Raw genomic sequence first — 14,496 nt, 5'->3', positions numbered from 1 at the left:
GGCGTCACAAATGTCAGCCCAGGGCGGCGGCGATCGCATCCAAAGCCCGACCGCTACTCGCCTCGATGTCGACCCAGCGGACCGCTGGCAGGGGAATGGGCGCCCACTCCTTCACCCGCTGTAGGGCGCCGACGAAGTGCCGCTCCTCGGAGCGGACGACGTCACAGTCCGGCGGATAGCAGGCTAACGCGGTTGTCGCGGCCCGTGCTCTTGGTGACCTTACGCGAGCAGCGCCACCCCAGCCCGTTGCGCGGGATCCCTGCTTCGTCGATGTCTTTTGAGCCAGTGCACGCGCGGGCATCTCATCCCCGCCTCCCGGGGGCGCTTCCGGACGATCGTGCAGGCCACCTTCCGCCCGGACGGAATCTCGCCGTAGCAGGTCAGGCGGGGACGCCCATGGACTTGCCTATTATCAACCCGATAAGCGTCTCCTAGGAACTGCCCGAGTCGGAATCTTCTGAGCCTGTAAGGTGGCGCAGGAAGCTCGAATCGACCTCGATACGGCCAGTTAGGCGCCAAGTGCGGCGCTCGTAGGACAGGTCGCCCGTCACAGTAAAGGGAAGTTGGCGTTCATAGGCCATGATCGCCCAGCTGTGATCCGCTCCCGTCAGTGGAACATGAACTCGCAAAGTCTTTCGTTTTACCTCCGCCACGATGATAGCTGTTCCTGCCTCTTCGCCATTGGGCGTCGAGTTTTCCCGTATAAGCGACTTAACGAGACCGGCTAGCCTTTCTCGCCGTACGGGCTCTTCCCTTCGTACGAGTTGTTCTCGAACACGCGGAAGCTCAACAATTGTGTCTCGGTCTAGCGTAATTGTTGCTAGGCCCACGTCCGGCCTGCGCTCAGCCGCTGCCCACTCGAAAGAAAAGTCCAGTGAGCGAAGGTGCTGCGACTGTGACATCTCTTCGAGCGACTCCACCAGCCCCGCACTAAGCCCTAGGCTGCTTGGAGATGAGAGAACCTCTTCGTCCCAGGACTGCGTCAGACGTTTTGTGGTCTCAAGGCCTCTGGCCAATGTTTCCATGACTTGTCGTGGAAAAGGCATAGCAGGTTGCTCGTGGCCATCGATTGGTTGCGGATTAGCCTCGCCTAGACGGGATACTACGGTGAAGACAAAACTGCCACGCTTCGTGTGCCCCAGTCTTACATCCTCTTCCAGGAACTCGTTGACCGCCGCCGGCCTCCGTCCCTTATTCGGATGATTGGGATCGACTGCTGTAGTCGCAGCTGACTTCATCAACTTGAGGATCGCTTGTAGTGTCTTTTCGGCCTGCTGGAAAGGGATTGTCCCATCGATCATTTCTTGATCGAGACGCACAAAGAACAAGTCCGCTCGTGTGGCGATGATGTGTTCCAGTAGTTGCCAGGCATCCCAATCGTGAATATGCCCGAGCGACTCCAACGTGTCCGCGAAGCGTGGTGCGAAATCTGCGAAATCTGTGGCTAGCGGGACCATGACACGGGGCGCGGTGGCCAATGAGGCTGACCGGTAGCGCCAGACCTCGCGAACCTGCGGCTGCTTCTGTTCCAGCTCCCAGTCGTGAGAAGCCAGGAACTGAGAGACCGCGGGAGGAGTCAGCGCGGATGCAATCTCACGGTAGCTGTCAAACGCGGCTCGGGTCACCTCAGACCCCTCTCTGCATCGCCGATTGACTTCATGATGCCCAGAAGCTGCTCACCCGTGAAGAGATTCCGACGTGGTAGATGTACCGTGTGGTAATCATTGATCGGGCCGTCGTATCTCAGGTTATCCGCAGACTCCCAGAACATGCGGCTACGCGTATACAAGCCATATTCATTTATGTGAAGCCAGGGTTCCGGCTCGCGTGGAATAAGGAGGACGCCAAGGTAGGCGGGGATATACCGCTTCGTGCGAGTTAGTTTTCGAAACGGTTTCGCCTTCATTTTCCACGTCATGCTGTCATCTTTAAGTAAGCTCTCCTGGTAGGTGCACTTCAATTGAAGCTCGAACTGCGGCCCGTAGAAGCCGCGGTACTCTGTCGAAGAAACAATAGTGATGTCAACGCCCTCAAAATCGGTCTCGTGAGTTTTTATGGAGCATCCAGCCGCATAAGCAATCATCCGCGTGAACGACACGCTGAAGTGCTCCTGTAGTGCTGTGATGGGTATCTGACCCTCCGCAAGGTCCTGTTCGCCCATCTCTTCACCAGTGCCGCCTTCGGCCATATTGCCCCTCTTGGTATCTTTCATCGATTGCCCTAGCGAGTCACGAAGGAGGAAGTAACGTTCAGGATAGAAGGTTCTTACTTGTGGCGGTTCCGTCTATTTTCGTGTAGAGCGACGCTAGGCTTCTTCATGATGTCAGCACGGGCGACGGCCCGCATAGCAATATGCAGGCCGCCGCCCAATGGGCTATCTCCCCTTGCCGTGCGAGCAGGAGAGGCAATGGAGACTAATTCGGCCAAGCCCAGGCCTCAGTGTCGCCGTGTCGCCATTTGCATCTTGTTCTAGCTCATGTCAGAGCCTTCAGAACGGTTTGGGTCGCGAATGGCAAGTTCTGGGAAATCACCAAATCGTCAACCAGGTGGACCGAAACTTTGCTCTTCTCGGAACTTGCCTGGGCATGCTGCAGCCGGTCGTTCGGTGCTACGCCCGGAGTCAGAGGGCTGTGAACACCAATGATCCATTCACGGTCACGCTCCCTAGCCAGGATGGGCGCAGTGACCGGCCCGACACCTTCGACGTCGGTTTTGACGCTTCGCTCGAACGTGATACCGAGCTCCCGGCTATCGAGATCCTCGAAGAGCTTGTCGGTCGACCGCGCGAGTCGTGCTTCGTCAAGAGCCGGTGGCGTGTCGTCGATCAGGTAGCGCAGGAGACTGGCCCCGACGTGGCGGTCAAGGAGGTTGTGTTCGAATCGATTGCGGAAGCTGCGCAGACAGCGGTAGCAGGACTCATCGCAGTTCGCCGGGCAGTCTTCGAGAAGCTTCAGCGTTTGCCTAAAGATCTCCATGCCGTGGTCGTTGACCCGGCGGGTGAAGCCGGCACCGCCAGCGAGGGTGTCGTACATGTAGATGTCGGCTTCCCGGCCTTCGCCGCCAAGAGGTGTCAGCGCAGGACGGTATTCCGCTTGCAACTCCGTGGCCTCGATGCCTAGCTTCCGTGTCGCAGCAATCGTCAGGGCCTCAGCAATTGTGCGCAGCGCGATGTGTGTCGATAGGTAGTCCGGCTTGAGGGTGATGGGCGAATCCACCTTGAGGCGGACTAGGAGTACGTCGGAGATGAAGTCAGTACCGAGCACCAGTCCACGGGTCGAGCGAGATCCGGGACAGTTCGGTTCCTTTTCGTCGGGGTAGGGCTTCTTGTGTGTCCCATTCACCACGCCCGTGGCCGAGGCTGTCGGCTCAATGAGCCCGCAGAGCGTGCAGTAGGTGTACCCCTCGCTGCGGGGACCGGTGTTCGTCACCAGCAGCGTCTCGCGACGATACGTCTGCTCAAGCCGGTTCGTGACGCGCTGCCAGGCGCTCTCCTCGGTCGGCCCGGAAGCCATGAGCTTGGCTCGCGTGGCGTAACTGCGAGCCGGCGCCTTGTCGGCACTGGTGCCAGGGTCTTTCCTGGCCGGGTGCGCGAACCCCGGCGGGCGCATCCAGTTCTTAGCCTTGCCGAACTTGCCTTCGGCACGGCAGGCCGGACAGTTGCGCTCATCCCCAGGCGCGGCCTCGCCGTACGAATAGTAGTTGGCGTAATGGCACACCTGGCACTCGAAGTAGAGCAGCTTGTCCCGCCAAGCTTGGTGACGCGTTTCTTGGACTGGCGCGTAGATGGCCTCGGAGGTCCATTCTTTGTTATCGATCCACACCACCTTGCCGGGCGCGTACTGGCTGAGCGCTACCGCAAGACCCTGACTGGGCGCATAATGGAACTCAGGCTTGAAGCGCGTCGACCGATCGATGTCAAAGACGTAAAACGATACGACGTCCGTCGGGAACGCGTAACGCGGCAGCACTCCTTTGTATAGGAGCCGATCGAGCAGGTTCTTCTGGGTCCTCCGGGCATTCGGCTCCTCCGGGTCCTCGGCTGAGTCCTCCGTATCTTCCTCATCAGATTCCGATGACGCGTCACTACCGGAGGCCGTCACAGGGTGCCCGCTGGCATCGAGGTCAAGGGCCTCGTCGATCTCGTCGAGAGTCCTCGTGACGAAGTTTTCAAGGACGGAGTGGTGGCCGTTCTGGCCGAGCTCGTCGGGGAGCCATGCCGCAATGTCATGCCGAAGAGAGTCTTCATGGGACTTCAACCACTCTTCCAGGTCGGCCCTGTTCAGCGGTGAATTTGTCCCAGTGAAGTCCGTGATTTGTCCCAGTACCTCGAAAAGCTGTGGCTGCTCGTCGGGGTCGATGTCAGGAAGACGGTCCTGGTGGTAGCGCTGCAGCAGGTACGCGATAACGTGACGACGCGTGATCTCCTCGTTGTCCATCGTCAGTACTGGGTCATCGACCGCACCGCGGATCATCAGTTCCGGCTGGCGGAAGTAATGATCGTCGTGGGTGTCAGCGCTTCCAAAGGCCAGCACAGTGGCGACTGCGTTGCCCCGCCGACCGGCCCGACCTGCGCGTTGCTGATAGTTCGCGCGCGAAGGTGGCATGTTACGCAGAGCGACACCGGATAGATTTCCGATATCGATGCCCACTTCCATGGTGGTCGTGCAAGACAGAACATCGATGGCGGCGGGTTTCTTCCGATCTCCGGATCCGGGCAGACCGAGGTCGACGTCTTGGAACAGCAGCTCATGTTCTTCTGCTTTGGAGAACACAGCGTCTGACTGTGCCGCGGCGTTGAGCTGCGCCGTATGCTCAGCGGCGATGATGCTCATCGGGGACTCGGGGCTGTCCCGTAGAGCTCGTGTGGCGCTGGCGCGGTAGTACCCCTTACGGGCTTGGAACACCGGGTCCGTGTCGGGGTCTAGCGTACGGACTTGGTCGTCTCGGCAGCTGACGCACCGGGAAGAACCGGGGAACGGTCGCTGGGTGAAACGACAGCGTTCACAATATCCCCAAATCGTTCCGAGATCCAAGTAGACCTTCGAGGCTGACAGCCGGTATTTCCCAGCTACCGCTTCGCAGAACTCCTGAAGCAGTGTAGGCAGCCATGTGTCATTGAACTGCTTCTTCGCTGCCTTGGAGTGGAGCCATTGGTCAATCGATTGGAATTTACCCGTGTGCGGATGGACCCCGCCTTCCGTCTTCCACCAGTCTCCATCGGTCATCGACGGGAACCAGATGCCGGGAGTCGTCCATTGCATGAGCCACATTCGCATCAGCGCCAGCTTGGATTCCTCGCTGGTCGCCACGCTGTCAATGCCGGGGAGCGTTGCGAGCAAATCAGCAGCCCTGGCTCGGGGCTCCCGTAGGGATGCGAGGCCGAGGGATGCGAGGCCGAGGTATTTGTCCGTGAGCGTTGCGTACATCGTCCGCATCAGCGCATGCGGTGGCGGATCGGTGATGCTGAACAACTGCATGAGCTCGCCGGGGTTGCCCTTGAGTGCGCCCTTCTCGATGGCTGCTTCGACCCTGTCCAGGACGTGAAGTGACTCAGAAGGGCGCAGTTCGGGGCGAAGCCGAACCGACAATTGGCGGGCGCCAACCATGACTGCCAGATATAGATGGTTCAAGGACAGCATGGGCTCGAGCATCGTCTTTTCCAGCTCTTGCCACCCGCGCAGGATTAGGGGCCGCATGGCGTCGCGCATCGAGTAACTCTGCAGGTTTGGAGCGAGCCGGGCGGCGACCTGTCGGGAGTCGGAAAAAGCGAGCACCTTACGCCCACGCAATGGCGCGAACTCGGTGTTCGGCTGCGCGCCTGGTGGTTGCACTTCAAGTTGACGGGTCACCAAGGCCTGAAACGGTTGGTCACCCTTCGTTTGATGATCTTGCACTGACGAGCGCCCGTAGCCTGCGCGCCGACCGCAGACACCGCAAGGCTTGAACTGCCCGTCCGCCTCGGCCTCGTCGCCGTCATCTTCGCCGGCGATTGGTTCCCCGCTCCGGAGTCCGGGCAGGAAAACGCTGCGGACGCGACGATCGAGTACCTTCTCTGGGTTGAGTCTGCCGGTGACCAGGTCGAGGTCGGCGAGTTCGACGTTCTTCTCGTAGGGCTCTTCGAGTAGCAGGTCAAGGGGCTGCAGTTCCGGGATGAGGCCGGACGCAGACTGGAAGGCTCCTCCAGGCTCGTTCCACAGGTGCGAGGGGTTGACGAGGTCGTCGGTATAGGCCCGCGCGTAGGAGGAGCCACAGTGCCGGCACGTGTACAGCTCAAAAACCCTGGCTCCGCAGTCACAGGTTGCTCTGGGCTGGGCATAGAGTCGGCCCACCGGACCTGACTCTGGGTAAACCTCTCGGTCAACCTCCGGGCAGTCAGGGTCGAGACATGCCCACAGCCCGGGGAGACCGCGGAAAAACGCATGCACGCGGCACGGCAGCAGCCCTGCACCGTCCACCGACCGTCGTGCCGCGCTACCGAGTGCAACCAGAGCAGAAGCGGCTCTGTCAGCGAGAACTTGGTCCACATCCGGGAAGATGAGGGTGCCCAGGTCGCTGACGGGCTGTGCCTGCTTCATTGTCTCGTTGACAAGGAGGTTCATCGGACCAAAGGCGTCGAGCGCCTCGTGTAGCAACTCGCCGACCGTGGCACCCGGCCTCAGGTCCACCGCACGGTAGTCCAACAGGCCTTGTACGGCAGCGATGCGGGCCTCGTCCCCTTCACCCTCATAGAATTCGTGCATCGGCACGGCAGCTAGGACCTGTGCATCCGGCAGGCTTCCTGTGCTGGCGCCTGCCCGAAGGGCAAGCTTGCCTTCGATGCTCTTGAAGTCGGCCTCGGACTTGCCGCTCAACTGGGCGGCGAACTGACGCGCATACCGGGAGCTCGTGAAGCTGGCACTTGTGCAGATCACCTGCAACTGCTCTGCGGGGATACCGAGCCTCGCGCGTAGACGACGGAGCAGGAGTGCCACCTCGGCACCGGCGGCTCCCCGGTACATGTGAGCTTCATCGATGATCAGAAGGAACTTCTCGTCGGGGTTGTTTGCCAACCAGTCCCTTGTGGCATCGAATACGGGCCGCTCAAGCGGACGCATGAGCATGTACTCGAGCATCGAGTAGTTGGTGATCAGGACGTCTGGAGGCTCTTCCAGCACTTCATGGCGTGTCAGAAGCTCCGGGTCTTCGGGACGGGTGACGGCACGGATGAACTCGCCAGCCTTGTTCTTCCACCGGGAACCGCTCTTGCCGTACCACGCCTTCAGATCCGGCTTAGCTGGCCACTTGCCACGTGCCTCCAGTTCCTTGATGAGAGCATCTGCCTCCTCACGCTGTGGCGATGAGGAGTCGTTCGCCAGGTCGATCAGGTTGACGTAGAAGTCCTCGATGGAGCGAAGGCGCGTCTGGTCCTTCTTGGCCTTGCGCACGCCTGGGTACAGCGTCCGGCTGGTGTAGCGGGCGAACCGTGCCGGGCGGCCGGCCCACTCGCTGAACTTGGCAGTGACGCGTGGGTCGCTCAGCAGGAGGCGAAGACGGCCCAACTGGTCGTTCACTAGCGCGTTCATGGGGTAGAGGATTAGTGACCTCACAGCCGGAACCTTGAAGGACTCAGGCTTGTGTGCGGCCTCTGCCGCGAGTTTGGCCAGCATCGGCAGGAGGAACGACTCAGTCTTGCCCGAACCTGTACCGGTCGTGACGGCCAGGCTCAGGCCATCGCGAGCGGTCGACTCTAGTGCCTCAGCCTGGTGGGTATAGGGCGGGTCGTGCAGCAGGCGCTTCGAGCCGGCCGCATGTGCCGACAGGCTGCTGAGCATCTCTCGCACGGCTTCGTCGAGGTCCAGATCACCGAAGCCGCGGTTCGTCTGGTAGCGAGGGGTGCTCTCGATGAAGGGGGCTTGGAACAGTACGCCTTCCTGCTCGAGCAGTTCACGACGCTGGTCGAGCACGGTGGGATGCCCGATGTGATAGGTCGCCTCGATGTAGTCCCGAAGGGCTGTCTGGATCTTGCTGATCGTCTCCGCGATCGTTGGCGCTTCCACTGTCACGCCACCCCTCCCTCTTCTCTGACGTGCATCCATAGCATGTCAGTGAAGAACGCCCGCACTTGGCCGATCGCCGACATCGGTACGCGGTAAGAGACGAGTGCCCCTCTTGCCTGCGGGACAGGGATACCCACAAGCTCGAGGTAGCGCTGCGCCCACCCGGGCACGGGGCTGAACAGGTCCAGACATCGGTCGCCGGACGTCCCCGGAGCCGGTCGTATGTACATGACTTGCGGTGTGCCAGCCAAGGCATCGATGGCTGCCTGTGTGTGCCACGCCTCGTCGCAGCCTGCCGCGGCGAGGTCATCAACTGGAAGATCCACCAGTGCGCGAGGGACTCCATGCTCCACGCGCACAAAACACCACAAGTCAGCTCCGTAGGCCTGAGATCGGCGGGCAACGAAATCTCCTGAGTCACTGCTCGCGAGTTGTCGCCAGCGACCTCGGTAGTAGAGGACGGATGCCGCCGTATCGATGATCTTGAGGCCGCCGACCTCTCCAGACTCACCGGCACCGTCCAAGCGCTGACGCATCACAGTTACGACCGCGGCTGCCTGATCCGTCCTAGGTCGCTTGAGCCAGTGATTAAGAGGTATCTCATGCAGGCCGGCGGCACGCAAACGCGCCGGGGCGAGCTGAGCGTCGAGCTTGAGAGACCTGGTGTGGCCCTCGTGCTGGATGCCTGCGCCCAGCGACTCGTTTACGAGCGGTGCGCCGTTGGGCCGCACACCGAGCAAGAGGTACTGTCCGAGCGCCTTCTCCACGAATGAAGGCGGAGCCAAGTAAATCTGACGACCCTTACGATCACCTCGGTGAGGAAGTTCGATCAGGTCACCAATCGATACCAAAAGGTCAAGCTGTGCTGCCACTTGGGGACGCGCGAACAGCCTTGATTCGTCCAGTGGACTGAGAGCCTCAAGTACTGCATCTACAAGGCGGCGCGGAGTCGACGGGCACAGGAAAGAGGCTGCACGGCGGAGCAAAGCGGAGAGCGCCTCGGCAGAGAACGCATCAGTTGTCGTCTCATCCAGCCAGAGTGCACGGACTGTTCGCTCTGCTGCCTCTTGCTTACTGAGCACCGTTACTTTCACCGGGTGCCTCCGACAATCGACTGCTCTGATACCTCTCGAAGGTCCTCAGTACCCATTATCGCGAATCGAGCCGCACGAATAAGGACGGGTGATATCAGCACACACCTCAGCATTTTGTCTCTCTCGATCTCGTCCCAACTCTCCAGAGACCCCGGTGTGCTTGCAAGAAGCAGTAGAAATTCCGCTGCGACACGCGGGTCGCCGATACCAGTGTCTGACGCGATGGGGCTGATCGCCTGGCTCAAGCCCTCCCGCAATGCCGGCAGCGAATCCGCCCACTTCCAGAGATGGTCAGCGATGTAGCGGGCTACTGCACGTTGTGCCTGAGCCTCGCCTACGAGCTTCTGCATTTCATCCAACGTGTCTGGCCTCCTATGCGCACTAAGACGACCACGTCTGCGCTCCAAATGAGACCATCTGTTCCCGGCCGTGAGGGACACGAGGGCCGCTGTAATCGCATCGAGCACCAGTTGCCGCTGGCGGTATGAGAAGGGATCGGCTGACAGATCAGCATCCTGCCATCGGTGGTGTCCACGGATTAGTTCGAGCACGTCGGACATGGGAGTGCCTGTGCAGCGGATGTTTGGCTGGTCGTTCGGCCTCTGACGCAGCCAATTTGGGTCAGGAGGCAGGATGATGGCTGCGGCCGCGTGGCCGGAAGTAGCTCGAAGCATGCCACCACTCGCTGGGACGGTAATCGCCCGTCGGGCATCTTGCTGCTCACCGAGCAGAGGATTCTCCACAGAGAAGAGGAGCACCTGAGTGCAATCGCCGTCTGTACGGTCGATTAGACGTGCGGCGTGCCCACCGTTGCGCTGCTTAGTGAGAATCCAACGGAGCGGATGAAAGCCACGTTCACATCTGAGTGACGCGAAGCCGACTCCGCTGCGGGAAACCGAGATCTCGCATGACTCGGCTACATTGTAAACACTCTGCAGCCTTCCCTTGCGGAACTCCTGGGCTGCCAACCTCGTCCATGCGCTGTCGTCAAAGGGAAGCGAGATTGTGTGACGCTGGCGAACCAGTTCCTTGTCGGATTCGTCGCGCAGCACAATACTCAGCTCAGCCCTCGTCCCCACAGGGCCGTCTACCGAGAGACTTGCCCGACCGTCCCAAATCTCGGTTAGCTTCGGGCGGGCTGGAGTGGCGAACAGCCGGATGCCTGCCCCCTCAGTGTTCTCCTCCAAGCTTGGGTGAGGATCGCGAATAGTGACAATAAGCGAACCGTTCACAAAGGGCCTGCCTGCACTCCTGGTTAGGAGTGCAACATGTACCTCGTGCGTGCCTACAGGAAGGTCCTCGAGAGCGAAGACTAGTTCTTGACTACCTGCAGGCCATTCGAGTAGAGAAGGTAGTCCACCGTCTATTCTTACTGAACATTTCTCTGTCGCTTGAGTAGACTTCACCATGAGGAGTGCTGGTTCCCCGGCCATCCACTCGGCAACTCCTTCCCCGTCCCAGGAAGCCGGAATAAGCCCCACAGGGTGGATGGACACGGTCGACACCACTGACAGGCCCACTGCCGCGAGCTGAGTGACCTCTTCTTCGCTAAGGGTGTGGGGCACCTTTAAGTCGAAAGCATTCACTCCATCAGCAAGAATAAATGTCTCAGATATCCAAGGTAGCGCCAGGGGGGGAAGGCCGGCGCGGCCGACCAGGCAATATTCATGACCTGGCCGGACAACTCCGCCTTTGATCTCGATAGCTAGACCTCCGGGTTGCTTCCGGAAGAGCCACCATGGACCCCTAGTGATGGCGCAACGCTCGGCGATCAGCTCATTGACTTGTGTGGATCCCTGCTCTAATTGAATGATGGGCACGCCCGGCCGAGGCCACGTGGTTAGCTGTACTTTGCCTGGGTACAGCAGTTTTCCGCGAGGAAGTGGTTGGTGACGTCCTTCGATTTTTGGGCGCCGTGTCCGCAGTTCCTCGCCGACCTGAATATTTTCCGCTTGAAGAGTTGTGAGGTCGGGTAGGCCCAAATAGGGGCACCAACCGTTGGCTTCTTGGCGCAAGAGGAGTTTCGGATTGGAGACAGTCGGTAGAGGCTGTCCTCGCTGCGCAGGCCCCGAGCTCGTACTCGTCGGAAGAAATCCGCTAGAGCGGACTGTGTGCGCCGAGCGCTTAGCCTGGTACAGCCAGTTTCGTGAATCATGCTCTTCCGTTAGGTCGTCAAGTAGACGAATTAGCGCCGATTGCACCAGGTACGGAGATTTCTCGTCGTCGCCTGATAGTAGAGCTGCGGAAATATGTCCGACCAGGATCTGGTTCGAGCAGAATTTTTGGAAGCGATCGCTGTACCCGCCCGTGCGCGATGCCAGGCTGGCGCCCAGAACGCGTGGGTCATCAAGCATGGCCGGTGTAAGTATTGCGCGCGCCTCGTATAGAAGCTGCGCCATCTGGCGTTGTAGGTCAGCTGGCATGATGGCATGCGTGATTGGCCATGCGATGATGCTAAAGTTCTTAGCAAAAGCTCCCTTGGGTTCAATCCCGCCGTACTCGGCCGCAAACCGTTTGAACCACTGCTTAATGTATTTACGGTTATTGTCTATTTTCCGGTGCGGGCCACGCTCCCAGCCCGGTGTCTTCTGGGAGAACAGGGGCCAGTACTCGTCTCCGGTATAGAGATATCCGATCTCAGCAGCGTGCACTACGAATGGCAACCACCAGGTTCGGTGTCGAATGTCGAATCCCTCTACGACAGCCCCGCACACCGCATTCGAGAGCAATTCAAGGTCATCCTGGTTGAGTTCGTGCTCCAGGGCGAAGACGGGCGCTGTTGGCTGTAGTGCCTGGCGATGTGTATGAAGTGTCCGAAAGTGCTCATCGAGGTACTCATGTAGGTACTTGAGGACCTCCGTCGGTCCGGCAGGCGCCGTTCTTGCCACGCTCGGTCTCCCTCCCCTGGGTCCCGCCTTGCACTAGACACAGTTTGGGACAAGCCGATGGCAGTGCGGACATGGTTGGGCGAGAACGACCATCCCCGCCGGCCTCCCGGCAGCGGGCGCGGTCGTCGGTCCAGGCCGCGGGCAGGTAACAGGCGGCGCTCGAATGTAGGCGTGCCCGCCCGGGGCGGCGTACGTCAGCATCGTCGGGACCCTGGCAGTTCCGGATGTCGTGCCGGTCACCCCGCGACGCTGACGGGCCTACCCGCACCCCCTTGGGCCCTTCTTTTGCACCTGGGTGTCGTCGAGGACGAGCGTCACAGCCGGGTCGCCCAAGAGTCGGCGACGTAGGCGCGCACCTCGAATCGTGCAGGGCGTCTGCCGACCACGAAGCCGCTTCAGGAACTTCTGCATCCCTGACGGCGTGACATGGCCGCGCGTTCTCTTCCGCAGGGCGGGCAGCAGCCCTCCCTCGGATCCGCGAAGACATCCCGTGGCCCCGGCCGCGCGAACAGATGCCCGCGACCGTCGATAACGACCGCTAACTCCTCCGCTCCAAGCACGTGTTGCTCCTCTGCCGCAACAGTCAGCATGTCCGCTCAACGGCACAGGTCAGCAGTCACTCTGTAGTACATGGGTAGGGGGGCCGAGGCCTTCCGTGCCCCGTTCGACGCGAGCGCGATCCCGGTATGGCGGGCGATCCTCGCTATGCTCGGGTGCCCATCGCAGCCTGTTGAAGGACGTGACCTGGCTTGATGTCAATGCCTATTGAGCTGGTCGCCGTCTTCGCTATCGCAGTGCTTGTCACCGCTTGGCTGCTCTGGAGATTCTCGCGAAGGATCACCACCGCCTCGGGCGGACACACTGCACCAAGCGCCACGGCAGCTGTCGAAGTTCGGCCCGAGTTCCCTCCAGCAGGGCTTTTGGTCCCCGAGGACGTTCTCCGATCCGTGGGCTCGACGTCCGCCGCGATCTGGGAGGCGCTCGAGGCCGCAGCGGCGCCAGCCGCTGTCGAGTACTACCCGGTCAGCGAGCCGGAGGTCGCGGAGTTCCGGACGGTGCCCGTGAACGCGCCGGCTCTTCAGCAGGTGGTGGCCGGGCTCGTGGAGGCCCTCAACCCGAAGAGCCCGACGTTGTTCCGGGTGGTGCTGCCAAAGGGAGCAGAGCTCGTCAAGGCTGCCGGTACTTCTGGGTTCCGAGGGTTTTCTCGCAGCGGCGGCAAGACAACACATGCCGTTCTGAAGCCTGTCGCTGCTGGAGGAGCAGTCGCGGCAGGTTGGCCGGTGCTGGCCGTCGCCGGAACTGTCCTGGCGGTAGACATGGTGGCTCAACGTGAACAGCGGGTATTCCAACGTCGAGTTGATGCCTTCCTGGGCCGCCAAGACGAACGTCACTACATCGAACGGATCAAGGATCAGCGGTCGGCCGATGCTCAGTTGTCCCGCGCGATCAGTCTCATGCTTGACGGCCACGATCCGAATCTTGAGCTCGCCTTGAAGAGCGCAGACGACGAGTTCTACCGCTCTCAGCAGTTTCTGGAGAAGCACCGCGGTGTCATCGACGAACTGATGGATGACGACGGCAGGGTCGACTATCGCCGTCTGGAGGAGACTCTTGGCGGCGAGGCGAAGGAGGTTGACCACTTCGTCCGGGAGCTTCACTTGGCGCGAGCCGCGATTGCGATACGACGCAAGGCAATGGTTGCCAACGCGGCGTCGGTAGCGCTGATGGATCCCACCAACCCTTACGCCGCACTGCGCAAGTTTGTGGAGGCGCAGGTTCAAGAGTTGGAGGACGCTGATGCGGTCGCGATCGAGCTGACCGAACGCCTCACCCAGGTTGAGCTCAAGGGCCGTTGGCGTGACTCCAGCAAGTCAGTGGCGGCGCGACAAGAGCGACTCCGCGCCCGAGTCTCCCCGCCCAGAATCAATGGCGACACCGAGAATTGCTACGTCATGACGTCTTCCGGCCAAATCCTCCAGGTGCTCGCGCCCGACGAAGACGAGCCCTTGCAACTCGCGCAAGACGAGTAAATCTGTTTGCGGCGGATACCTTCATTGCGGGACGGTTGCACCCGGACTACACCCTCCGATCGGACGAGCCCACAGGGACCGCGCCCCAAGCCTTGGCCGCACTGTGCAACCTGGCCATCGGCACCCTCCGCCTGACCGCCGCCAGCCTGCGTAAGCATTTCCGAGGCGCCACCCGACACTGACCACCCGCGGCATCATGTGATCAAACCGGGTAGACCCTGAACGACGCCGTCCTGGGCCATCGGTGTACAGCTTGTCAATGAGACCGTGTCCACAACCGCCAAGCAACACGCCGCGTCAGAAGGCCTGCTCGCAGGGTGAGCCCGGAAGTCGTCGAGTTCTATCGCTTCCATCGGAAGGGCCAAGGGGAGCTTGGGATCGGCGTGGCCGACCACCGCGGTACGCACCCGTCGCTTGTCGACGGCCACGCAACCTCCAGCCGTACTGG

6 protein-coding genes are annotated in these 14,496 nt (G+C 60.8%); 1 reads left to right on the top strand and 5 read right to left on the bottom strand.

Going from position 1 to position 14,496, the window contains the following annotated elements; all coding sequences use genetic code 11:
• Positions 1–431 precede the first annotated feature (431 nt).
• The 5 genes from Sdi02f_RS13885 to Sdi02f_RS35620 all read right to left on the bottom strand — a co-directional run bounded on the left by Sdi02f_RS13885 (position 432) and on the right by Sdi02f_RS35620 (position 12,018).
• The gene (locus tag Sdi02f_RS13885) at positions 432–1,625 is read right to left on the bottom strand and encodes a hypothetical protein (RefSeq protein ID WP_108933337.1); all 1,194 of its coding nucleotides are present in this window, start codon (positions 1,623–1,625) and stop codon (positions 432–434) included.
• On the bottom strand, positions 1,622–2,212 hold the full coding sequence (locus Sdi02f_RS13880) for a DUF4365 domain-containing protein (protein ID WP_245962188.1): 591 nt from the start codon (positions 2,210–2,212) through the stop codon (positions 1,622–1,624). The genes Sdi02f_RS13885 and Sdi02f_RS13880 overlap by 4 nt, the downstream gene beginning before the upstream one ends.
• A gap of 262 nt (positions 2,213–2,474) precedes the next feature.
• Complete coding sequence (locus Sdi02f_RS13875) at positions 2,475–8,042, bottom strand: DEAD/DEAH box helicase (protein WP_245962187.1); 5,568 nt, start codon at positions 8,040–8,042, stop codon at positions 2,475–2,477.
• Positions 8,039–9,118 carry a Druantia-type antiviral defence protein DruD gene (gene druD / locus Sdi02f_RS35625; protein ID WP_497594982.1) on the bottom strand — a complete coding sequence of 360 codons (1,080 nt, stop codon included), beginning with the start codon at positions 9,116–9,118 and terminating at the stop codon, positions 8,039–8,041. Before druD ends, Sdi02f_RS13875 begins: the two co-directional genes overlap by 4 nt.
• An 8-nt stretch (positions 9,119–9,126) precedes the next feature.
• Complete coding sequence (locus Sdi02f_RS35620; protein WP_142199503.1) at positions 9,127–12,018, bottom strand: hypothetical protein; 2,892 nt, start codon at positions 12,016–12,018, stop codon at positions 9,127–9,129.
• A 947-nt stretch (positions 12,019–12,965) separates the two neighbouring features.
• Here Sdi02f_RS35620 and Sdi02f_RS13865 point away from each other — a divergent pair.
• On the top strand, positions 12,966–14,048 hold the full coding sequence (locus Sdi02f_RS13865; protein WP_108933334.1) for a hypothetical protein: 1,083 nt from the start codon (positions 12,966–12,968) through the stop codon (positions 14,046–14,048).
• The last annotated feature ends 448 nt before the right edge of the window (positions 14,049–14,496 follow it).

This window comes from Streptomyces ardesiacus (genome assembly GCF_003112575.1).
Classification (GTDB): Bacteria; Actinomycetota; Actinomycetes; order Streptomycetales; family Streptomycetaceae; genus Streptomyces; species Streptomyces ardesiacus.
This window is presented reverse-complemented; position numbering and strand designations above follow the sequence as displayed.

Bases quoted from the DNA above. Each gene is read 5' to 3' on its own strand.
- Sdi02f_RS13880 (WP_245962188.1), bottom strand. From the start codon at position 2,212: ATGAAAGATACCAAGAGGGGCAATATGGCCGAAGGCGGCACTGGTGAA.